Raw genomic sequence first — 21,774 nt, forward strand, 5'->3', positions numbered from 1 at the left:
ACCTATCCTACTAAATAGCTAGTATACAAATTACAAAAAATAATACTTGTTTATTCATTATTATATTCTTGCTACAAAGGTAAGCGTAATAAGATATTTTATTTAAAACTAGCAGCAAATAGGTTTATTATTATCAACCTAACAACTATAACTATAAAATATTAAACAATCTTAAAAGTTATTATCATTTCTTGATCATCTCTGTGCCATAGTTTTAAAAAAACAAAACGTTTCAAGCATACTTCAAGACCTACAACTCATTAATTTACCTCCAAAAAATGACAAATAACTACATAAAAAAAAGCACAGCTGAAATTAGCTGTGCTTTCTACTATAAATAAATTCTTTTAACTCACTACCTTTTTTCCTCCTTCGTTGTGGAAAAAGTTTTATACCCTTTCACCTTTTGATTGGTAATCGCAATATCTAAAACTTCACGCATTTTATCAACATAATGGAAGGTAAGTCCTTTTAAATACTCTGCTTTAATTTCGTCAATATCTTTTTTATTTTCTTTACACAGAATAATCTCTTTGATATTAGCACGTTTTGCTGCAAGTATTTTCTCTTTTATCCCCCCTACAGGCAATACCTTCCCTCTTAAAGTAATTTCACCTGTCATCGCTAATCCACTTTTAACTTTTTTCTGAGTTAAAGTAGAGACAATTGAAGTCAGCATTGTTATACCTGCACTTGGTCCATCTTTCGGTGTAGCTCCTTCTGGTACGTGAATATGCACCTTGTAACTCTCTAACACCTCTTGAGAAATACCTAACTCATCAGCATGAGCCTTGATATACTCCAAAGCAATAGTAGCTGATTCTTTCATAACATTACCTAAATTACCCGTAATGCTAAGCCCTCCTTTTCCTTTTGAGATAATAGACTCTATAAACAAAATATCTCCTCCTACACTTGTCCATGCCAATCCTGTTACAACACCGGCTACATCATTATTTTCATACTTATCACTCTCAAATCTTGGAGTTCCTAATATCTTCTCTATATCTGCTTCTGTAAGTTTCTTATTGAATTCTTCATCCATTACGATAGCTTTAGCAATACCTCTAGCTACATGTGCTAATTGCTTATCTAATCCACGTACACCTGATTCCCTTGTATAACGAGATACTATAAACTCCATTTGCTTTTTACCAACAGTGATAACATTTGGCTCTAAACCGTGTTCTTTAAGCTGCTTTGGCAATAAATGCTTCTTACCTATCTCTACTTTTTCTTCGATTGTATAACCGTTCATTTCTATGATTTCCATACGATCTCGAAGCGCAGGCTGTATCGTAGATAGACTATTCGAAGTAGCAATGAACATCACTTTTGACAAATCATACCCCATCTCTAAAAAGTTGTCATAGAAATCAGAATTCTGAGCTGGATCCAACACCTCTAATAAAGCAGATGAAGGATCACCGTTATTCCCACTTGACAACTTATCAATCTCGTCTAATAAGAATACAGGATTCGAAGTTTTTGCTTTTTTTATACTCTGGATAATACGTCCTGGCATTGCACCAATATACGTCTTTCTATGTCCTCTAATCTCAGCTTCATCTCTTAGTCCTCCAAGAGATATACGCACATACTCTCTTCCTAACGCATCAGCAATTGACTTACCAATAGATGTTTTACCCACTCCAGGAGGTCCATACAAACATAAAATAGGCGATTTCATATCCTTGCGAAGTTTAAGAACAGCAATATGCTCTAATACTCTCTTCTTCACTTCCTCAATTCCATAGTGATCTTTATCTAAAACTTTTTGTGCATGTTTTAAATCAAAATTATCCTTTGAGCTTTTATCCCATGGTAACTCTAATAACAACTCTAAATAATTGCGTTGAATACCAAACTCAGCCACTTGTGGATTCATACGTTGAAATTTCAACAACTCTTTCTTGAAGCGCTCATTTACTTTTTCTGACCAATGCTTTTTTGCTGCACGATTACGCATATCTGCAAACTCCTCTTCATTAGAAAACCCTCCCAATTCTTCTTGAATGGTTTTCATCTGTTGGTGTAAAAAGTACTCTTTCTGTTGTTGATCTAAGTCAATTCTTACTTTAGTTTGAATTGTATTGCGCAACTCTAGTTTTTGCAATTCCAAATTCATCAACTTCAACGTTTCGAAGGCACGCTCTTTCAAGTCATTTATCTGTAATAGATTTTGTTTCTCTTCTACTGATAAATTCATATTTGAAGAAACAAAGTTGATTAAAAAGGACTTACTATCGATATTTTCAATAGCAAATGAAGCCTCACTTGGGATATTTGGGCTTTCTTTAATAATCTCCACTGCTACTTCTTTAATCGAATCAACCAAAGCAGCAAACTCTTTATCAGTCTCTTCTGGCCTTGTCTCAATACGTTCTGACACAGTAGCCTTTAAATAAGGTTCTGTCTGTATCATCTCTACAATATCAAATCGTTTCTTTCCTTGTAGAATTACTGTGATATTTCCATCAGGTAGCTTCAATACCTTTAATATTTTAGCTACTGTTCCTTGGTGATAGATATCGTCCATTGTAGGGTCTTCTGTATTCTCATCTATTTGACCTACTACTCCAATTGTTTTATCGCCTTTATTAGCTACATTTAACAATTCTATAGACTTATCTCTACCTGCCGTGATTGGAATAACCACTCCTGGAAACAAAACCATATTTCTCAATGGCAATATAGGTAGCTCTTTTGGTAGCACCTCTTTGTTCATTTCTTCTTCATCCTCCGAACTCAATAATGGAATAAACTCAGATTCTCCCTCTACAATATCTTGTAAAGACAAATTGTCTAATGTTATAATCTTTTGATTTGCCATATGTCTTTTTTATGTCTTTTTGTCAGTCAACCTTCATCACTAGTATTTACCTACCTGTCACCTCCTTTAAATAACAAACACTTTACCAGCAAGTTAACCACTTTATAATTATTCTTATACTTTATTATTGTCAATCTTTATGCCATAAAAAAATCCTTACCGAATAAGTAAGGATTAATTGATTTTTTTATTTCTTACGTTATTGTGTCACTTTAAATACACCGTACTTTACTTCAATAATTCGCTTAGATTCTGCTTCACCTTTTAATTTCATATAAAATTGCCCTTTAATTGTCACTTTCTCTACAGGCGTTCCATTGACTTGCTCCACTATAGTATCCACTGATTCAATCTTAATATAGGTCTTTGACAGCAACTCCTCATCTTCTTTATCTAAGATATATTTAATTCCAAATCCGGAAGAATAAAAAGCATCTACTCCATCTTCATCCATCTTAATTACTTGTCCAGCAACTGCCTTTTCTATTGGAAAAGAAAAGGTCAAACGTTGTTCCTCATTATTCTTCTCCATTGAATTAACAACATAGGTAGTCTCTGTTTTAGCTAACTGTGCAACTGTATTTCTATAAGTAGCACCATCAATCTCTGCATCTACATAAGTAGCCTCTGCACGTTCATAAGGAACATTCTCAAAAGTTCCTTTTACTTGAAATGAACGTATACTTGGATCTGTATCTTCACCTTCTACTTTCACTGGTATCATGCGCAAATCATAACTACCTGAAACAACTCTAGCTTTTCTATTAATAAATTCTACTTTCATAAAACCTGTAATATACGTTGGTCGATCTGGATCGACTGTACTAAAGTATTGATTGTTTTCCCTGTCAAAATAAGTAGATTTATTAGCATTTCCAGGAAAATTACCTTCTTGAAAAATACGCGTATGCAAATTTAACACATCATTCTTCTCTCCTTTTATTCCATTAATCGGGATATCCATCTCTCCATTTGCGCTTATTTTTGCTACAACATTCTCTCTAAATATTTGTTCTGTACCATCTGTATTTGTATAGACTAATGCTTTTCCTACTTCTTTACCATCTTCTAATAATGGATCTACAGACTCATTATTACAAGACACTACAGTCATTCCAACACTCACTAATGCTACAAACGCAATGGACGTTTTAATTATTCTTCTCATATTTTATTTTAATACAATAGTTAAAATTAGCGTTTATTCTCTAATTATAATAATTTTCTTATTTAAAAGTATTTCGCTTATCAGGTACTCGCAACAATAGAACAAAACCAAGAGCAAAAAACACAATTAAGAACAGAATTGCATTTTGCATTCTACCTGTTAAGTCACTTACCAACCCATACATAAACATTCCTAATACAATACCGATCTTTTCCGTTACGTCATAAAAACTAAAGAAAGAAGTCGTGTCCCTAGTCTCAGGCAAAAGTTTAGAATACGTAGAACGAGAAAGTGACTGAATCCCACCCATTACTAGACCAACAGTTCCTGCTGCTATATAAAATTGGCTTGGACTACTAATCGTATAAGCATAAATACATATTATAACCCATAACGCATTTAACAAGCATAAAGTATATATGTTTCCTATTTTTGACGATATTTTTGAGGTTAATATAGCGCCAATAACAGCCACAAGCTGTATCACCAGGATACTAACTATTAGACCAGTAGTGCGCTCGCTCTCTGTCCCCCATTCGATTTCTTTCTCTCCAAAATATGCCGCAATAATCATCACTGTTTGTACTGCCATACTATAAACAAAAAAAGCTACCAAATAACGCTTTAAAGCTAGCTGATCTTTCAATTGATGCCATACACCCCTCAACTCTCTAACTCCTTTAAAAATCAAAGAACGAGTGATCTTTTTATCATTTTTAAAATTTGGTAAATAGCTAAAAGTATAAAGTCCAAAACCAACCCACCATAATCCTACCATAATAAATGAAAAACGCATAGCTTGCATAGCCGATGAAAAACCGAAATACTCTGCATTCATAACCATCGCTAAATTAATTAATAGCAATACAACACTCCCTACATAACCTAACGCATATCCTTTTGCACTAATTCTATCCTGTTGATCAGAAGGAGCAATCTCTGGCAAATATGAATTATAGAACACTAAACTACCCCAGAAACCAATCAGCCCAAACATATAAAGCAGTAAACTCCATAAAAAATAGTCTAAACTAAAAAAGTACATTAACATACATGAGACTGAGCCAATTCCACAGAAAAGTTTCATAAAAAACTTCTTCGTTCCTAGATAATCAGCAATACCAGACAAAATAGGCGAAATAATTGCTACAACAAGAAAACCTAATGCAGTGATATAACTAATAATCGATTCACTTTTAATAGAAACACCAAATAACTCGTAAGAATCAACACCTAACTCTCTAAATAAAGCTCCATAATATAAAGGAAAAATAGAAGATGAGATCACCAATGCATATACTGAATTTGCCCAATCGTAGAATGCCCATGCATTCATTATCTTTTTATCTCCTTTTACAAATCTATCCATAACCGAACGCTCTAAAATTAAAAAAAGCTATCAAGTGATAGCCTTTATATTACTTAAAACTCACACCAAACTTAGCCGCTTCAGCCTTAGCCGCAGGGATCAATTTGCGCAGTTCTTCAATACGATCTTGATTTGTCGGGTGTGTACTCAAAAAAGAAGATTGACTACCTCCTCCATTTCTTGCAGCCATACGCGACCAAAAAGACACAGCCTCCTCAGGGTTATAACCTGCTATTGCCATCAAAGTTAAACCTATTTTATCTGCTTCACTTTCATTTGAACGACTAAAAGGCAACATATAACCAACTTGCGAGCCTATTCCATAAGCGGCTGACCACAATTGTTTCGCACGCGGATCTGAATTTTGAGTTAATATCCCTACACCAACTGCTCCTACCTGTTGCAACAACGCATTACTCATTCGCTGCTGACCGTGGTTTGCTAAAGCATGTGCTACTTCGTGCCCCATCACTACAGCAATCCCTGCATCAGTTTTGCACACTGGCAAAATTCCCGTATAGAAGACAATCTTTCCCCCTGGCATACACCACGCATTTAATTCATCACTCTGAACTAGGTTATACTCCCATTGATAGTCTTTTAAATATCCACTATATCCATTCGCATTCAACCATGTCTCAGCTGCTACTTTTATCTTCTTACCAATATCCTCTACACGTTTTGCATCTTTAGTACCTGTCACGCGTTTGTTCTCCTGTAAAAATTCATCGTACTGTTGAAACGCCATAGGGAACAATTCTGAATTTGGAGTTAATGCTAATGTACTCTTTCCTGAGAATGGATTAGTAGCACACGAACCTAATAATAAAGCACTTAGTATAAAAGTAACTGATTTTTTCATTGTATTGTGTTTTTTTTTCAAAAATAAAATAAATAATTAAATGTATCTCCATCTGATATAATAAAGGGAGATCATTGATATATCCAACGAAATAACATCTGATTATTTTCTTAAGGGCTGCCAATAATTCTTTCTAATTTTCAAGAAGCTACTACTTCTCCCTACTAAATCATTGGTACGAGACTAAACAGAAATAGTAAATTTATAAAAACAAATAACTAATTCTAATTCAAAGAGGTGTTAAAACAATAGTGCACGAATTCTGCACGAATAGGTCAACAAAGGACGGAAAAATAATACAAGGGGAACGATTATCAGCCAAAACTACCTAGTTTGTTTGCAAATAACAATATAGGAAATTCATACCACTTAAATCATTGACCATCAAAATCTATTGGACTTTTCATTTACAACAGGGAGCATCAAAAACCCCCTAAACATATGTACACTTGATGTAATAAAGAAGGATAAGATAATATCTTCCCACTATACAACATATCCATCCTTACAAAAATAATGAGTTTCTATTACATTTTATTAAAAAAGAATATTAAGTACTTATTTAAAAAAAACTTCTAATTATGGTTTTAAAAAACAGATAAAACAGCCTGTGATAAATAACCTAAACTTTACACACACAAAAGTACAACACACCACTCTACGACATAAAATTTTGTACATTTACATCCAAACAAGAGCATAAAAATGGAAACTCAAAAACAAAAGCAGTCCCTTGAGATTCCTAAGGGAATAATCCTGACTGCTAAAACACTACAGTTTTTTTCGAAAGACTTAGCAACTAAATTCGCCCAAAATTTATTCATTACACCGATAAAGTTTAAACCGCCAAAACGCGAAAGAGAAATGCTTGAAAAAAGCATTATTACAAAAATTACGGTACGCAAACTAGGAAAAGACATTTGCGTTTACCAATATGGAACAAATAAAAATACTACAAAGAAAGCCTTACTAATCCATGGTTGGAATGGACGTGGTACCCAATTAGTTACAATAGCTAATATGCTAATGCGCCAAGGATATGACATTGTTAGTTTTGATGCGCCTGGTCATGGTAAATCCCCTAAATCAAAGACTAACCTAACAGAGTTTATGGCTTCTGCCTTTGAAGTAGAACAACAGTTTGGACCCTTTGATTTAGTAGTAGGCCACTCATTAGGAGGTATGACGACTGTCAATTGTTTAAAAGATGGTTTAAAAGCAAAGAAAGCAGTTATCATCGGAAGTGGAGATGTGGTAGAAGATGTAATTGATGAATTTGTAGATCAAATACAACTAAAACCAATAATTGCAAAAAAAATAAAAGAGCGATTCGAAAATCAATTTAACCAATCAATGCGTAGCTACTGCGTTCATCTAGCAGCAGAGCAAGTAAAGATACCTTTGCTAATTATACATGATGAAGATGATGCTGATGTTCATTACAAAGCCGCCTATGAAATAAAAAAACACGCTGACCAAGGAGAATTGATGATTACTAAAGAACTAGGCCATCGCAAAATACTAGGAAACAAGAAAGTAATTGAACGCATCATGAGTTTTGTACAAAAAGAAAACGAATGAAATACTTCCTACTTATACTAACAATATTAAGCAACCTAACAGCTTGTCGAGAAAAAAAATATACTATTCAAGAACCAATGAAAAAAGACACGCATACGACAGAAGAACAGTGGAAGCAAGTATTAACTGATGAAGAATACTATATATTAAGGGAAAAAGGTACAGAGCGTCCATTTACAGGACAGTACAACGACTTCTATGAAAAAGGAAGTTATCACTGTGCTGCATGTGATCAAAAATTATTTGATTCTAATACCAAATTTGACGGACACTGTGGCTGGCCATCATTTGACAAAGCTATAAAAGGATCAGTTGAGTATATTCGAGACGTATCACACGGTATGATACGTACAGAAGTAATTTGTTCTAATTGTCATGGACACTTAGGACATGTTTTTCCAGATGGACCAAAAGAAACTACTGGGGACAGATATTGTATGAATTCCATTTCGTTGAAATTCATACCAGAAAATAAGTAATTAACAGAAAATCGCTAGATAGGAAAAAAGCTTAAGTATAGCAGTCCCTACTAGCGATTTTTCGTTAATCATTAATAAAGGAGCTTTACTTCTTTTACACCAAAAGTAAACAAAGAATCGTCTTCACAGCGAACTTCTAAATGCCCATAAGGACTAACCCCTTCTATAATCCCCATAAACCTCTTACCTGATGGTAATTCAAATACAGAAGGCTGCCCCTTTCTATACAACTGACAAAGGTATTCTTCCCATAGTTGACTTTCCTCTCCCTCTCTCAAGCGATGACAATAACATATTAATTGTTCAACAACACCAACTAACAATTGATCTTTATCTAATTGATGACCAATTAACTTAGCCAGAGATGTAGCTTTATTTAAAGAGTTAAATACAGTTTGATTAACATTTATACCGATGCCGACAATAGATACTATTTTACCGTCAGCTTTAAAAATATTTTCAATTAATATACCGCCAAGTTTACTATTAACTGCCAAAATGTCGTTTGGCCATTTAATATCCAATTCAACATTTAGCATTTTTTTAATTGCTGATTTTACAGCTAAAGCAGTTACAATATTTAAACAAAAAATCTCTTCAATAGTAGACACACAATCCTTCACTAAGACACTAAAAGTAAGGTTAGTACCCACCTCTGCATTCCAAACCGCTCCGCGTTGCCCTTTACCAGCATATTGATTTTCAGTACTGACAACGGTGAAGTTTATCAAGTCTGTAGTAGATAAAAGATCTTTCAAATAGGTATTCGTAGATGCTGTGGCATCGAGTTTGATAATATTCATATAAAATAATTCTAGACAAATCTAATCCGATTCATTATATTTGGTGCCTAATTCTAGAACAAATATACTTAATCGCAATAAATAAGATAAAAATTAAATGGCAGAGAAGAATATCAAAATTGACGACTTAATTGCAAACGTAATTAAAGGAATTGAAGCAGTAAAAGGAGAAAATATTACTATCTTAGACCTAAGAGAAATAGACAATACCCCATGCGATTATTTTATAATCTGTGATGGTAACTCAAACACACAGGTAAACGCAATTTCAGGTGCAATCCAAAAAACGGTATCAAAAGAACTACACGATAAACCTTGGCATGTAGAAGGAGAAGATAATGCAGAATGGATCTTAATGGATTATGTGAACGTAGTAGTACATGTATTCCAAAAGAATATACGCGAATTTTATGACATCGATAACTTATGGGGTGATGCAAAAATTACAACTATTACAAGCCAATACTAAATAAAAACTATCATTCATGGCAGGAAATATGAAACCAAATCCAAATAAATCAAAATTTAATCCTTGGCTACTATATGGTAGTATCTTGGTGATAATTTTGGTTATTCAACTTTTGACCAGAGGAAGCAGTTTTGGCAATACAAAAGAACTGAGTCTTTCTAAACTTTATGAATATGTAGACAAAGGATATGTAGATAAAATAGAGTTTAGCCGAAGTGCAGCTAAAGTGTATATCAAAGAAAGTGCTTTGGAAAGTGTCGAAGATTTGAAAAACACTCAAAGTAAACCTCTTTTAGGTCAACAATCTAAAGGTCCACAATTCATTACTGATATTGGAGACCCAAAAATTCTTCAAGAAAAATTAGACCTTGCAGTAAAAGATCAAAAATTAACAGAGTATAAATCTGAGCCAGAAAGTAACTGGGGGGATTTCTTAATTAGCTTTTTACCAATCATCATTATCATTGGATTCTGGTTATTCATGATGAGAAGAATGACTGGTGGAGGTGGCTCTGGAGGAGGAGGTCAAATCTTCTCTATTGGAAAATCTAAAGCAAAGTTATTCGATGAGAAAAACGACATTCAAGTAAGCTTTAAAGATGTTGCAGGACTAGAGGGAGCAAAAGACGAAATCGTAGAAATCGTAGAATTCTTAAAGAATCCAGAAAAATATACATCTATTGGTGGTAAAATACCAAAAGGAGCCTTATTAGTAGGGCCTCCAGGAACGGGTAAAACATTATTAGCAAAAGCTGTGGCAGGAGAGGCTAAAGTACCTTTCTTTTCACTGTCTGGATCAGATTTTGTTGAGATGTTTGTTGGTGTTGGAGCTTCACGTGTTCGTGACCTATTCAAACAAGCAAAAGAGAAATCTCCAGCAATCATTTTCATCGATGAGATTGATGCCGTAGGACGAGCTAGAGGTAAAAGTAACTTTTCAGGATCAAACGATGAGAGAGAAAATACGCTAAACCAACTGTTAACTGAAATGGACGGATTTGGTTCAAATACAAATGTAATTGTATTAGCAGCAACTAACCGTGCAGAGATCTTAGACAAAGCATTACTACGTGCTGGTCGATTTGACAGACAGATTTACGTTGACTTGCCAGATGTAAAAGAACGCGAACAAATATTTAATGTTCATTTGAGAAACATCAAAAAGGTAGATAATTTAGATATTGACTTTTTAGCCAAACAAACACCTGGATTTTCAGGAGCAGATATTGCAAATGTTTGTAATGAGGCTGCATTAACAGCTGCTAGAAAAGACAAATCACAAGTAGATATGCAAGACTTCTTAGATGCTGTAGATAGAATTATAGGAGGTCTAGAAAAGAAAAACAAAATCATAAGTCCAGATGAAAAGTATGCAATTGCAATACACGAAGCTGGACATGCTACTGTAAGTTGGATGTGTGAACATGCATCGCCACTAGTAAAAGTGACAATTGTACCACGTGGACAAAGCTTAGGAGCCGCTTGGTACTTACCAGCAGAAAGACAAATCGTACGTACAGAACAAATGTTAGATGAGATGTGTGCTACAATGGGAGGACGTGCTGCCGAGAAGATTATCTTTGACAAAATATCAACTGGAGCATTAAGTGATTTAGAAAAAGTAACGAAACAAGCTAAAGCTATGGTTACTGTATATGGACTGAATGAAAAGTTAGGAAATATTACCTATTACGATTCATCAGGACAAGGAGAATATAACTTCTCTAAACCATACTCAGAAGACACAGCTAAAGTAATTGATGAGGAAATCTCTAAATTAATTGAAGGTCAGTATGAAAGAGCACAAAAAATCTTAAGTGATAATCGCGATAAGCTTATCCAATTGGCAGATTTATTATGTGAAAAAGAAGTTATCTTTAAACAAGATTTAGAAAACATCTTTGGAAAAAGACCATTTGACAAAGAAGTTATCGAAGATATAGAAGTAACTGAAGTAGAGAAAAGCGCAGAAGGCGAAGCATAAAATCTCTCCGAAGTAACGTAATTACTAAAAAACTTAACTTAAAGCCTGCTTTAAGTTAAGTTTTTTTTTATCTTTGAGTACTAATATCAAATTTTATCCCTCTACACTTGTAGTATGAGTTTTTTCAAGAAATTATTTAAAATTTTCGAATCCGCACCACCAGAAGAGGAAAAAACTACTGAGGAAAGAGGACAATATCTTCCTGAGACAGTTTTGCCTGCAGATGAATTATTCACTATTAACTTTACTGATAATGGTGGTAAGTTTTTATACTGTGAAACAGATGAAGAACTTAAGGAAACTTTTATAAATATTTTATTGGAAAACGATTGGTTTGAGAAAGAAGCATTGACTAATGAATGCAAACTTCATTCTTTGCTAAAAGACAATAATGTCAATTTTGAAAACATCAAAGAACCAAGTTTCTTTTTATCCTCATGCGAGAGTTTAATTGCAGACGAAGGATCTATTCTATTCTCGGATAGACAATTAAAAGATAACAAGGCAAACCATTTACCTTACAATATCGTTGTCATTGCTAAAACTAGTCAAATTACAAGAACTAAGAGTGATGGACTACGTGAGATAAAACGCAAGTACAAAAGTGCACTACCAAGTAATATTACTGCATTCAATTGCTTCAAAGCAGCAGCTGTAGAAAGTGACTTTCTAAGCTATGGGAGAACTCCTAAAAATTTATACTTAATTCTATTAGAAGATTTATAAAATGTCAGAAACATTAACTCGTTCTATATCTGGTATACTGTACATAATTATACTAATTGGAATGACCATATATGGAGAATTCACATTTGAATTACTCTTTAGTATTTTCTTGCTAATCGGAGCATTTGAGTTTTCAAAACTAATAAAACTGCCTAAAGCTTTTTGCCTCGGTGTCTCCGCTATAACCATTGGTTTAATATACCTTCCAAACATACAATTACCAGGTAATATAATTGCTTTATTTGCAATTAGCGTATTGTTAGCCTTAATGGTTGAAATATTCAGCAAACGCAAACCAAATCGCTCACTATTTATAAAGTTAATTATCTTTTTGGGTTATATCATTGCCCCTTTTCTAACCCTAATTCTACTACCAAAAGTAACAGGCACATATAATTCACAAATTATAATCATTATGTTCGTACTTATTTGGACAAATGATACCTTTGCATACGTCGTAGGAAAGAAATTTGGTAAGCACAAACTATTAGAACGAATATCTCCGAAAAAAACTATCGAAGGTTTTCTTGGTGGAATTTTCTTCAGTATTTTAGCAGGGCTTATTTTAAGCTATTGTTTTACGACATTCTCACCTGTGGTATATATCTGTAGTGCAATATTTGTAGGTATATTTGGAACTATAGGGGATTTAGTAGAATCACATTTTAAGAGAGAAGCAAAAGTAAAAGACAGCGGTTCAATTATGCCTGGACATGGAGGTATACTAGATCGCTTAGATAGTGCTATATTTGTAGCACCATTTTTGTATATAATTTTTCAAATATTATAATTATGTTTCATAAAGAAGGAACTAAAATCATTTTTTACTCAATGCTAATTACAGTAGCATTGGTACTAGCAGCAGACTATTTCCTAACCCTAAACTGGTTACGAATCGTTGTACAATGTACAATCCTTGTTTTTTTAGTAATTATATTACAGTTCTTTAGAAATCCAAACAGAACGATCACAGCAGCAGACAATACAATCGTTGCACCAGTTGATGGTAAAGTTGTTGTAATTGAAGAAGTTTACGAACCAGAGTACTTCAAAGACAAAAGACTAATGGTTTCTATCTTTATGTCTCCATTTAATGTACACGTAACTCGATATGCATTAAATGGTGAAATAAAATACAGTAAGTATCACCCAGGTAAATACCTAGTAGCTTGGCACCCAAAAGCTAGTGAAGAAAATGAAAGAACAACTATTGTAGTTGACAACCCAATATTCGGTGAAGTAATGTACAGACAAATTGCAGGTGCATTAGCTAAACGTATTGTAAACTATGCTAAAGTAGGCGAACATGCAATACAAGGTACGGATGCAGGATTCATCAAGTTTGGTTCACGCGTAGATTTATACTTACCTTTGGGAACTGATGTAAAAGTATTACTTAATCAGAAAGCCGTAGGTAATAAAACCATAATTGTAGAGAAAAAATAAACCTGTACTCAAACAGTGATGAACACTTTAGATAAAGAATTTCACGAAGCCTATATACGAATCTCCAATGAAGCAAGAAACCTTGCTCCAGATATAATGTTGCGTATATACGCTTATTACAAACAAGCTACTAACGGACTTAGCCATAAAGATTTTCTTGATATGTCAACAGATTTAAAGAAGGCTTTTAAATTTAATGCATGGACTCAAATAAGCCATTTGACAAGAGAACAAGCAAAGGAAGAGTACATTAAGCTAGCTAAACAAATTCTTGACGACTTAGAAAATGAAAACGAATAAATTAGTCTTTCTTTTAGCCTTTTCAACATTTGTTATGAGTTGTACAGATACAAACAAACTAACAGAAATAGAAATTCCTGAAAGAACTGCCTTTCTAGCTCCTCAACAACAATTCCAAGACCCTGCTTCTATCAAGACTAAACAAGGTCCATTTGACATGCCTGAACTTAAGTATCAATTTCATGAACTGCCAGAATTATTTAATCCAGAATTTTTTTTTAAGCACTATAGCATTACTAATCTTGATTACGCAAACAAATTAAATTCCGCAATCCACGGTACAGATTTTGAAAAACTAAATATTGAAGGTATCGTTCAAAAAGCTTCTACTTCTGATCAAAATATTAAAATACTAGCTGGAATATATTACAACCACTTGATATTTTGGCAGTCGTTAACTATAAAGGAACCCAAACTTAATCAGAATGCTTTAGAGGCTATAACAACAAGCTTTGGGTCTGTGACTAATCTAAAAGCACTTTGTAAGTCTAAGGCTAAAGAATTGGATGGGTCAGGTTATTTGTGGGTACTACAAAAAGGCAATAACCTCGTAATAGAACTTACTCAAAACAATGAAGTACCACTACATTTAGGGCAACCGATTATAGCAATTGATTTATGGGAGCATGCTTATTACGATAAGTTCCAAAATGATACAAACGACTACATTGAAGCTTATTTCAAATATATCAATTGGGATAGATTCAATAACTTGTACAAATAAAAAAAGGATATAGTATTAGTACTATATCCTTTTTTAGTATACTTTAAAAAGGCACTCCATCATCGTTTCCAAACACATCATCTGAGGGAGGTAAACTATTTGTAAAATTTTGTTGATTCTGTCTAAATGAATTATCTACGTCATTCATTGCTGATCCGAAGAATTGATCTCCAGGAACACTTAATTCTAAGTTGTCGAACTTACCAAATTGTCCAAGAAACTTCAGACGAATATTGTCCAATCCTCCATTACGGTGTTTTGCAACAATAAACTCAGCTTGCCCAGTAGTCGGAGAACGCTGCTCATCATCCCATTCCTCTATTTTATAGTATTCAGGACGGTAAATAAACGAAACAATATCCGCATCTTGTTCAATCGCTCCAGACTCCCTAAGATCGGAAAGCAATGGACGCTTCGATGTCCCCCTAGTTTCAACTGCACGAGAAAGCTGTGATAAAGCAATTACAGGAATATCTAGTTCCTTGGCTAAAGCCTTTAAGTTACGTGAAATAGTAGAAATCTCTTGTTCACGATTACCACCTCCTTTTTGATTTCCACCAGCAGTCATTAATTGTAAATAGTCAATAATAATCAGCTTAATATTGTGTTGAGATGCTAAACGACGAGCTTTCGCACGTAAGTCAAAGATTGATAACGATGGTGTATCATCAATATACAATGGCGCACGTTCCAAATCCTTTACCTTCACGTTCAACTGCTCCCATTCATGCGTCTCTAATTTACCAGTACGCAACTTCTCAGAATTTAATCCTGTCTCAGAAGAAATAAGACGAGTAATCAACTGTACAGAAGACATCTCTAACGAAAAGAATGCCACACCTGCTCCTGATTCGATTGCTATATTCCTTGCCATCGATAATACGAAAGCTGTTTTTCCCATACCAGGACGAGCAGCAATAATAATCAAGTCACTTGGCTGCCAGCCCGAAGTAAGTTCATCTAACAAATGGAAACCTGTAGGTAAACCACTTAATCCTTCTTTAGTACTAATCTCTTCAATTCTCTTTTTTGCTTGAGCTACTAAGGATTGAGCTGTTTCAGAACTTTTCTTCACGTTACCTTGAGTAACTTCATAAAGTTTTGCTTCAGCTTTGTCTAAAAGGTCAAAAACATCACTTGTCTCATCATAGGCATCTTCAATGATTTCATTAGAAATACGTATCAAACTGCGCTGTATAAACTTCTGTAATATAATTCTCGAGTGAAACTCAATATGTGCAGAGGAAGTAATACGTTGAGTTAATCCTACCAAATAATAATCTCCCCCAACTAAGTCAAGCTTACCGTTCATTCGCAATTGTGTTGAAACAGTTAACAAGTCGATAGGTTGATTACCTACGAATAACTGATCAATTGCTTCAAAAATATATTTGTGAGCTTCTTTATAAAAAGCGTCAGGTTGAAGGATATCGATTACCTCATCAATTCCCTTCTTATCAATCATCATTGCCCCCAATACAGCCTCTTCCAAGTCAACGGCTTGAGGAGGTAATTTACCCTTTTCTAAAGCTATAATCTCTTTAGAAAAAGACTTCATTGGTTGTATCTCTTTTGCTTTTTCCATAATGCGAAAATACAGATTTTTAAAGATTAATACATGATTTTATTTAAGTACAATAAAAGAAAGCAGTATAAGAAACTATAAAATTCTCATTCGGTACTTATACAAGTATCCATAATACAAGGAATCCTTATACAACATATTCCACAAAAAAATCCGAGAAAATATTAATTCTCGGATTCTTCTATATATTATAGTAGTAATATAAGAACTAGCCCTTATACTCACCCATTTCGAAGTATTTCTCCATACGCTTGTCTAACATTTCTTCTGTAGTCATTTTCTTCAACACATCATAAGTATCAATGATATATTGTTTAACACTTGCAAAAGCTTCTTCTCTATTAGTATGAGCTCCTCCTAATGGCTCAGGAATTATGTCATCTACTAACTTGAAACTTTTCATGTCTTTAGAAGTTAGCTTTAATGCTTCAGCAGCTCTCTCTTTATTAGCCCAGCTTCTCCAAAGGATAGATGAACAGTTTTCAGGTGAAATTACAGAATACCATGTATTTTCTAACATCGTTACTCTATCACCTACTCCAATTCCTAAAGCTCCTCCTGAAGCACCTTCTCCGATGATAATACAGATAATTGGAACTGTAATACGGAACATTTCGTAGATATTACGTGCAATAGCTTCTCCTTGTCCTCTTTCTTCCGCCTCAAGACCAGGGTAAGCCCCAGGAGTATCAATAAAAGTCACAACAGGAATATTGAATTTTTCAGCCATATGCATTAAACGCAAGGCTTTTCTATACCCTTCAGGATTAGCCATACCGAAATTACGGTACTGTCTTGTTTTGGTATTGTAACCTTTTTGTTGACCGATGAACATATAACTTTGATCACCTATTTTACCAAGCCCACCTACCATTGCTTTATCATCTTTTACATTTCTATCTCCAAATAGCTCTACAAAAGTATCTCCGCATAATGCTTTGATATAATCTAATGTATAAGGTCTATTAGGGTGTCTAGAAAGTTGCACACGTTGCCAAGCAGTCAAATTCTTGTATATATCCTTCTTAGTTTCTTCTAATTTCTTCTCAATTTGCTTACATGTTGATGACACATCTACATCAGACTCCTCGCCGATCAAAGTACATTTAGTTAGCTGTTCTTCAAGATCTTTAATTGGAAGTTCAAAATCTAAATATTCCATTTATGATTATGTTTTAGTTTCAATTACGAGTTACAAAGATATAAGATTCTACGTATAGAACACCTATTTCAATGTAAGTTTTCTTCTTTTTCTATTTTTAATCAGCCCATTTATAATCACGGTTGACAATATTAATGCTGCGGCAAAATAAAATGTTGCATTCATTTTTTCATCATCTTTGAAAATCAGTAAGGCTAACAAAATTCCATATACAGGTTCCAAATTAATTGTTAGCATAACTGTAAATGGACTCAAGTCTTTCAGTATCATTACTGAACCTATAAACGCAAAGGCTGTACAAAACACACCTAATACGATTAGCCAAAACCAGTCAATAGCTTCCACTTGGAAAAACTCTATTGTAAATCCACCTGTAAATAATAAAAAAACACTAAGTATCAACACTCCCCCAACCATCTCATAAAAAGTAATAATTGATGGACTACTGTGTTTAACTAACTTACTATTTATGATAGAAAACAAAGCGGATAAAGAGGCTGCAATTAACCCTAAGACTATTCCAAATACATGATCTAAACTAACACTAAAGATTAAGGCTAATGCTCCGATAACAACCACGCCTAAGATCATCTCAACAAGATCAATCTTACGCTTTAAAATGATAGGTTCTAATATAGAAGCAAAAAAGGCTCCTGTAGATAGACATGCCAATGTAATTGAAATATTCGATACCTTAATCGCCCAAAAGAATGTAAGCCAGTGAAGGGCTATCACAACTCCTGCTGCCAAAAACTGAATGAGCTTATTTTTACTAACCTTTAAACTCTGTTTAGTAAATAAAAATACCGTACCTAAAGTTAGCACAGCTATTAATATTCTGTACCATACCAGAGGTAATGCATCCAAAGTGATTAACTGCCCTAAAATTGCAGTAAATCCCCATACAAAGACAATTAAATGGAGATAAATGTAGCTTCTTATATTACCTTCTTGCATTTCTCAATAAATATATTCCTAAAATAGCAAAAACAATATTAGGTATCCAAACAGCTATGATTGGAGGAATACTTGAAGCTTCTCCTAACACACTAAAAATCTTATCAAAAAAAACATAGATAAAGGCAAGTGCAATACCAATAGCCAAATTAACACCCATACCTCCTCTACGCTTCATAGATGAAACTGACACTGCTATAATCGTCAAAATAAATGCTGAGATAGGTACACTATATTTTTTATATAAAACGACCAAATATATATTAATATTCGAAGATCCTCTTGATTGCTCTTTAGCAATAAAATTCTTCAATTGCTTTAATTGCATTGTCTCGGCAGCATAGACCACAGGCGTCAAATCATCTAAGTCAAAATCTAGACTTAACTCTTTCTTAGACTCCATTTCTAGCTTATCTCCTTCAATGCCAACATCACGTCTTACATAGTTATGCAATATATAGCTTTGATTATCTGGATCCCATACAATTCGCTCAGCAGTTATCTTTGTCTTTAACTTATTACCATCCATTTCCTCCATCATGAAGTTAAATCCAGTCTTCGTTGAATAAGAAAAACTACTTACATAAATAAACTCATTTTGACTAATCTGCCTATATACATTTTGAGATTCCCTTGCCTCTGAACTTGTCAAGTACTTATATCGAAAATCATTATACCCTGCACTTGCTTTTGGCACTAGATAGAATGCCATAAACAGAGCCATCATACACACCATCGTTGCACCAATAAAGTAAGGTCTTAAAAAGCGATTAAAGGAAATACCTGAGCTCAGTATCGCTACAATTTCCGTATTATTAGCTAGCTTCGAAGTAAACCAGATAATCGAAATAAACAGAAATATAGGAAATAACATATTAGCAAAGTAGATCGTAAAGTCTAAATAATATTGTAAAATCTCTTCTATAGGAGCATTCTTATCCATCATTTTATTGACTTTCTCCGAAACGTCGATAACTATTCCAATCGGCACAAATAACAATAACATGACTGTAAATGTCATCAAATACCTCTTTAGAATATACCAATCTATAATCTTCATACTTTGCTAATTATATCTTTTTATAAAAATTAGATTACAAACGTTGATCCATTTGTTTTACCATTTTGTTCTTCCATTCAGTGAAAGTTCCAGCAAGAATTTGTCTACGTGCTTCACGTACTAACCACAAGTAGAATCCAAGATTATGAATACTAGCAATCTGCTTTCCTAATGATTCATTAGCTGCAAATAAATGACGTAAATACGCTTTTGTATAAGTCGTATCCACCCAAGTATATCCATTTTCATCAATAGGTGAAAAATCAGCTTCCCACTTTTTATTTTTAATATTAATTGAGCCATTTGCTGTAAACAACATTCCATTACGAGCATTTCGCGTTGGCATTACACAGTCAAACATATCAACCCCTAAAGCAATATTTTCTAAAATATTAATTGGCGTTCCTACTCCCATTAAATAACGTGGCTTCTCTGTCGGCAATATACCACATACAAGCTCTGTCATTGCATACATTTCTTCTGCAGGTTCACCTACTGACAAGCCTCCGATAGCATTCCCAGCTGCTCCTACATTTGCAATATATTCTGCTGATTGCTCACGTAAATCTTTGAATGTACTTCCTTGTACAATGGGAAACAACGTTTGGGAATATCCGTACATTTCTGGCACTTTTGCCAAGTGATCAACACATCGATCCAACCATCTATGGGTTCTGTGCATAGAACGTTTAGCGTATCTATAATCACAAGGATAAGGTGTACACTCATCAAAAGCCATGATAATATCAGCTCCAATTGTACGCTGTATTTCCATCACACTTTCTGGTGAGAAAAAGTGATATGATCCGTCTATATGTGACTTAAACTTCACTCCTTCTTCTTTAATCTTTCTATTGCTAGATAACGAATATACCTGAAAACCTCCACTATCTGTTAAGATATTTCTATCCCAATTCATGAACTTATGTAGACCTCCAGCTGCTTTTAATATTTCCATCTTAGGACGTAAATACAAATGATATGTATTCCCTAAGATAATATCTGGATTGATCTCTTCTTTTAATTCGCGTTGATGTACTCCCTTTACTGTAGCTACAGTTCCTACTGGCATAAAGATTGGCGTTTCAATAACACCATGATCTAACGTTATTTTTCCTGCACGTGCACGAGACTGTGCATCTGTCTGTAATAAATCGAACTTCATATTAATTATTTACAACTGGCAAAGATAATGTAAAACCAACTAAGCCTTACATTTTTAATTTATTTTTATCTTTGTTTACTAATTACAAATACGCTTTATTTTTCAATAATAACCACACCACAATTGGTGCCCCAAACATCGATGTTATTGCATTGATAGGCAATAAATATTGATCTCCATTCAACTGAGTCAATAAATCACATATTAACATCAATCCACTTCCTAATATAGCCGAATAAACAATCAATTTACTGTGCTGATTGATACCAAACAACAATCGAGTCATATGTGGAACTGCTAAACCTATAAAAGCTATTGGTCCTACAAATGCAGTAGACACTCCAGCTAATAGTGCTGTCACCAATACTATTTGATTTCGCGTACGCTTCACGTCTACCCCCATAGAAGATGCATAATTATCTCCTAGTAATAAAGCATCTAATTCTCTCGCTAAATACAAAGCTCCGAATAAACCAACAATTACTATAACTGTAAATAGACCTATTACTTCCATGGTTAAATTCCCTAAACTGCCCATTGACCAAAAAATAAACTTCTTTATCTCTTCTGCACTTCCAAAAAAGGTTAATATACTAACTGCTGCATTAGCAAAACTTCCAAACATTATCCCTACAATAAGCAATGTCGTTGTACTTTTCACCTTAGTGGAAACCATTAATATCAATAGCAACAAGAAAAAACTCCCCAATATGGATACCACTGCAATTGCATAACTTGAGGTAAGCAAAAAACGTAAACCTATTGGTAAAAAAGACGAACCTAAAATCAAACAAGCGACCCCTAACCCTGCTCCTGAACTAATCCCTAACACATAAGATTCTGCCATCGGATTGCGAAACAATGTCTGCATCAATAGACCACTTATAGACAAAGCTACACCAACTAGTATAGCAACTATAGCTTTGGGTAATCGATAATCTAAAACAATATATCTCCAAGCATTTTTCACATCTTCATTACCTGACAATATTGCGATAACCTTAGTAAAAGGTATCGATATAGAGCCTGTTGATATATTTGCAATAAAAATAACCAACACAGTTAATACTAAACATGATAAAATGACTCTTTCCTTCATTG

General features: G+C 34.0%; 20 protein-coding genes. 9 read left to right on the plus strand and 11 right to left on the minus strand.

The annotated features are described in order from the left end of the window. Positions 1-355: 355 nt before the first annotated feature. From lon to GJV77_RS09610, 4 genes are all read right to left on the minus strand, one after another. Positions 356-2,833 carry an endopeptidase La gene (gene lon, locus GJV77_RS09595; RefSeq protein ID WP_155036149.1) on the minus strand — a complete coding sequence of 826 codons (2,478 nt, stop codon included), beginning with the start codon at positions 2,831-2,833 and terminating at the stop codon, positions 356-358. A 199-nt stretch (positions 2,834-3,032) separates the two neighbouring features. Then, the gene (locus GJV77_RS09600) at positions 3,033-4,001 is read right to left on the minus strand and encodes a hypothetical protein (RefSeq protein ID WP_155036150.1); all 969 of its coding nucleotides are present in this window, start codon (positions 3,999-4,001) and stop codon (positions 3,033-3,035) included. A gap of 58 nt (positions 4,002-4,059) precedes the next feature. After that, a complete protein-coding gene (locus GJV77_RS09605) occupies positions 4,060-5,370 on the minus strand; it encodes an MFS transporter (RefSeq protein ID WP_155036151.1) in 1,311 nt (436 codons plus the stop codon). A gap of 49 nt (positions 5,371-5,419) precedes the next feature. Beyond that, a complete protein-coding gene (locus GJV77_RS09610) occupies positions 5,420-6,232 on the minus strand; it encodes a M48 family metallopeptidase (protein WP_155036152.1) in 813 nt (270 codons plus the stop codon). A 705-nt stretch (positions 6,233-6,937) separates the two neighbouring features. On the opposite strand from GJV77_RS09610, the gene GJV77_RS09615 reads away from it, so the two are divergent. Together GJV77_RS09615 and msrB are read left to right on the plus strand one after the other, a co-directional pair. After that, the gene (locus GJV77_RS09615) at positions 6,938-7,813 is read left to right on the plus strand and encodes an alpha/beta hydrolase (RefSeq protein ID WP_155036153.1); all 876 of its coding nucleotides are present in this window, start codon (positions 6,938-6,940) and stop codon (positions 7,811-7,813) included. Next, a complete protein-coding gene (msrB, locus tag GJV77_RS09620) occupies positions 7,810-8,292 on the plus strand; it encodes a peptide-methionine (R)-S-oxide reductase MsrB (protein WP_240142851.1) in 483 nt (160 codons plus the stop codon). Before GJV77_RS09615 ends, msrB begins: the two co-directional genes overlap by 4 nt. A 71-nt stretch (positions 8,293-8,363) precedes the next feature. Here the strand turns inward: msrB and GJV77_RS09625 are convergent, their stop codons facing one another. Beyond that, positions 8,364-9,095 carry a biotin--[acetyl-CoA-carboxylase] ligase gene (locus GJV77_RS09625; protein WP_155036154.1) on the minus strand — a complete coding sequence of 244 codons (732 nt, stop codon included), beginning with the start codon at positions 9,093-9,095 and terminating at the stop codon, positions 8,364-8,366. A gap of 97 nt (positions 9,096-9,192) precedes the next feature. Here GJV77_RS09625 and rsfS point away from each other — a divergent pair, with 97 nt between their 5' ends. The 7 genes from rsfS to GJV77_RS09660 all read left to right on the plus strand — a co-directional run bounded on the left by rsfS (position 9,193) and on the right by GJV77_RS09660 (position 14,744). Then, positions 9,193-9,564, plus strand: a complete 372-nt coding sequence (rsfS, locus tag GJV77_RS09630) for a ribosome silencing factor (protein WP_155036155.1) — start codon at positions 9,193-9,195, stop codon at positions 9,562-9,564. 16 nt (positions 9,565-9,580) lie between these two features. Continuing rightward, on the plus strand, positions 9,581-11,548 hold the full coding sequence (ftsH, locus tag GJV77_RS09635) for an ATP-dependent zinc metalloprotease FtsH (RefSeq protein ID WP_155036156.1): 1,968 nt from the start codon (positions 9,581-9,583) through the stop codon (positions 11,546-11,548). A gap of 114 nt (positions 11,549-11,662) precedes the next feature. Beyond that, complete coding sequence (locus tag GJV77_RS09640) at positions 11,663-12,274, plus strand: LUD domain-containing protein (protein WP_155036157.1); 612 nt, start codon at positions 11,663-11,665, stop codon at positions 12,272-12,274. A 1-nt stretch (position 12,275) separates the two neighbouring features. Next, positions 12,276-13,064: a phosphatidate cytidylyltransferase gene (locus tag GJV77_RS09645; protein ID WP_155036158.1), complete on the plus strand. Its 789-nt coding sequence runs from the start codon at positions 12,276-12,278 to the stop codon at positions 13,062-13,064. A 2-nt stretch (positions 13,065-13,066) separates the two neighbouring features. Next, the gene (locus GJV77_RS09650) at positions 13,067-13,720 is read left to right on the plus strand and encodes a phosphatidylserine decarboxylase family protein (protein ID WP_155036159.1); all 654 of its coding nucleotides are present in this window, start codon (positions 13,067-13,069) and stop codon (positions 13,718-13,720) included. Positions 13,721-13,738: 18 nt separating this feature from the next. Then, positions 13,739-14,020, plus strand: a complete 282-nt coding sequence (locus GJV77_RS09655; RefSeq protein ID WP_155036192.1) for an acyl-CoA-binding protein — start codon at positions 13,739-13,741, stop codon at positions 14,018-14,020. Then, positions 14,007-14,744, plus strand: a complete 738-nt coding sequence (locus tag GJV77_RS09660; protein ID WP_155036160.1) for a superoxide dismutase — start codon at positions 14,007-14,009, stop codon at positions 14,742-14,744. The genes GJV77_RS09655 and GJV77_RS09660 overlap by 14 nt, the downstream gene beginning before the upstream one ends. A 43-nt stretch (positions 14,745-14,787) precedes the next feature. Here GJV77_RS09660 and dnaB read toward each other — a convergent pair whose 3' ends face one another. From dnaB to GJV77_RS09690, 6 genes are all read right to left on the minus strand, one after another. Beyond that, the gene (gene dnaB / locus GJV77_RS09665; protein WP_155036161.1) at positions 14,788-16,329 is read right to left on the minus strand and encodes a replicative DNA helicase; all 1,542 of its coding nucleotides are present in this window, start codon (positions 16,327-16,329) and stop codon (positions 14,788-14,790) included. Between the two features lie 208 nt (positions 16,330-16,537). Next, a complete protein-coding gene (locus GJV77_RS09670; RefSeq protein ID WP_155036162.1) occupies positions 16,538-17,491 on the minus strand; it encodes an acetyl-CoA carboxylase carboxyltransferase subunit alpha in 954 nt (317 codons plus the stop codon). 63 nt (positions 17,492-17,554) lie between these two features. Continuing rightward, positions 17,555-18,448: a DMT family transporter gene (locus tag GJV77_RS09675; protein WP_155036163.1), complete on the minus strand. Its 894-nt coding sequence runs from the start codon at positions 18,446-18,448 to the stop codon at positions 17,555-17,557. After that, the gene (locus GJV77_RS09680) at positions 18,435-19,508 is read right to left on the minus strand and encodes an LptF/LptG family permease (RefSeq protein ID WP_155036164.1); all 1,074 of its coding nucleotides are present in this window, start codon (positions 19,506-19,508) and stop codon (positions 18,435-18,437) included. The genes GJV77_RS09675 and GJV77_RS09680 overlap by 14 nt, the downstream gene beginning before the upstream one ends. 34 nt (positions 19,509-19,542) lie before the next feature. Further along, entirely contained in the window at positions 19,543-20,673 is a 1,131-nt protein-coding gene (tgt, locus tag GJV77_RS09685; protein WP_155036165.1) for a tRNA guanosine(34) transglycosylase Tgt, read from the minus strand. A gap of 82 nt (positions 20,674-20,755) precedes the next feature. Next, positions 20,756-21,772 (minus strand): FecCD family ABC transporter permease, encoded by a 1,017-nt coding sequence (locus GJV77_RS09690; protein WP_155036166.1) that lies wholly within the window; start codon positions 21,770-21,772, stop codon positions 20,756-20,758. Between the last annotated feature and the right edge of the window lie 2 nt (positions 21,773-21,774).

Origin of the sequence: Myroides pelagicus (assembly GCF_009711055.1) — a bacterium.
Lineage (GTDB): Bacteria > Bacteroidota > Bacteroidia > Flavobacteriales > Flavobacteriaceae > Flavobacterium > Flavobacterium pelagicum.

What these genes read in the sequence shown, in the direction of transcription:
- GJV77_RS09645 (WP_155036158.1), top strand. Translation starts at nt 12,276, where the DNA reads ATGTCAGAAACATTAACTCGTTCTATATCTGGTATACTGTACATAATT.
- GJV77_RS09640 (WP_155036157.1), top strand. Translation starts at nt 11,663, where the DNA reads ATGAGTTTTTTCAAGAAATTATTTAAAATTTTCGAATCCGCACCACCA.
- GJV77_RS09615 (WP_155036153.1), top strand. Translation starts at nt 6,938, where the DNA reads ATGGAAACTCAAAAACAAAAGCAGTCCCTTGAGATTCCTAAGGGAATA.
- GJV77_RS09610 (WP_155036152.1), bottom strand. Translation starts at nt 6,232, where the DNA reads ATGAAAAAATCAGTTACTTTTATACTAAGTGCTTTATTATTAGGTTCG.
- GJV77_RS09690 (WP_155036166.1), bottom strand. Translation starts at nt 21,772, where the DNA reads ATGAAGGAAAGAGTCATTTTATCATGTTTAGTATTAACTGTGTTGGTT.
- dnaB (WP_155036161.1), bottom strand. Translation starts at nt 16,329, where the DNA reads ATGGAAAAAGCAAAAGAGATACAACCAATGAAGTCTTTTTCTAAAGAG.
- msrB (WP_240142851.1), top strand. Translation starts at nt 7,810, where the DNA reads ATGAAATACTTCCTACTTATACTAACAATATTAAGCAACCTAACAGCT.
- GJV77_RS09680 (WP_155036164.1), bottom strand. Translation starts at nt 19,508, where the DNA reads ATGAAGATTATAGATTGGTATATTCTAAAGAGGTATTTGATGACATTT.
- tgt (WP_155036165.1), bottom strand. Translation starts at nt 20,673, where the DNA reads ATGAAGTTCGATTTATTACAGACAGATGCACAGTCTCGTGCACGTGCA.
- lon (WP_155036149.1), bottom strand. Translation starts at nt 2,833, where the DNA reads ATGGCAAATCAAAAGATTATAACATTAGACAATTTGTCTTTACAAGAT.
- GJV77_RS09600 (WP_155036150.1), bottom strand. Translation starts at nt 4,001, where the DNA reads ATGAGAAGAATAATTAAAACGTCCATTGCGTTTGTAGCATTAGTGAGT.
- GJV77_RS09650 (WP_155036159.1), top strand. Translation starts at nt 13,067, where the DNA reads ATGTTTCATAAAGAAGGAACTAAAATCATTTTTTACTCAATGCTAATT.
- GJV77_RS09675 (WP_155036163.1), bottom strand. Translation starts at nt 18,448, where the DNA reads ATGCAAGAAGGTAATATAAGAAGCTACATTTATCTCCATTTAATTGTC.
- GJV77_RS09670 (WP_155036162.1), bottom strand. Translation starts at nt 17,491, where the DNA reads ATGGAATATTTAGATTTTGAACTTCCAATTAAAGATCTTGAAGAACAG.
- ftsH (WP_155036156.1), top strand. Translation starts at nt 9,581, where the DNA reads ATGGCAGGAAATATGAAACCAAATCCAAATAAATCAAAATTTAATCCT.
- GJV77_RS09655 (WP_155036192.1), top strand. Translation starts at nt 13,739, where the DNA reads ATGAACACTTTAGATAAAGAATTTCACGAAGCCTATATACGAATCTCC.
- rsfS (WP_155036155.1), top strand. Translation starts at nt 9,193, where the DNA reads ATGGCAGAGAAGAATATCAAAATTGACGACTTAATTGCAAACGTAATT.
- GJV77_RS09605 (WP_155036151.1), bottom strand. Translation starts at nt 5,370, where the DNA reads ATGGATAGATTTGTAAAAGGAGATAAAAAGATAATGAATGCATGGGCA.
- GJV77_RS09625 (WP_155036154.1), bottom strand. Translation starts at nt 9,095, where the DNA reads ATGAATATTATCAAACTCGATGCCACAGCATCTACGAATACCTATTTG.
- GJV77_RS09660 (WP_155036160.1), top strand. Translation starts at nt 14,007, where the DNA reads ATGAAAACGAATAAATTAGTCTTTCTTTTAGCCTTTTCAACATTTGTT.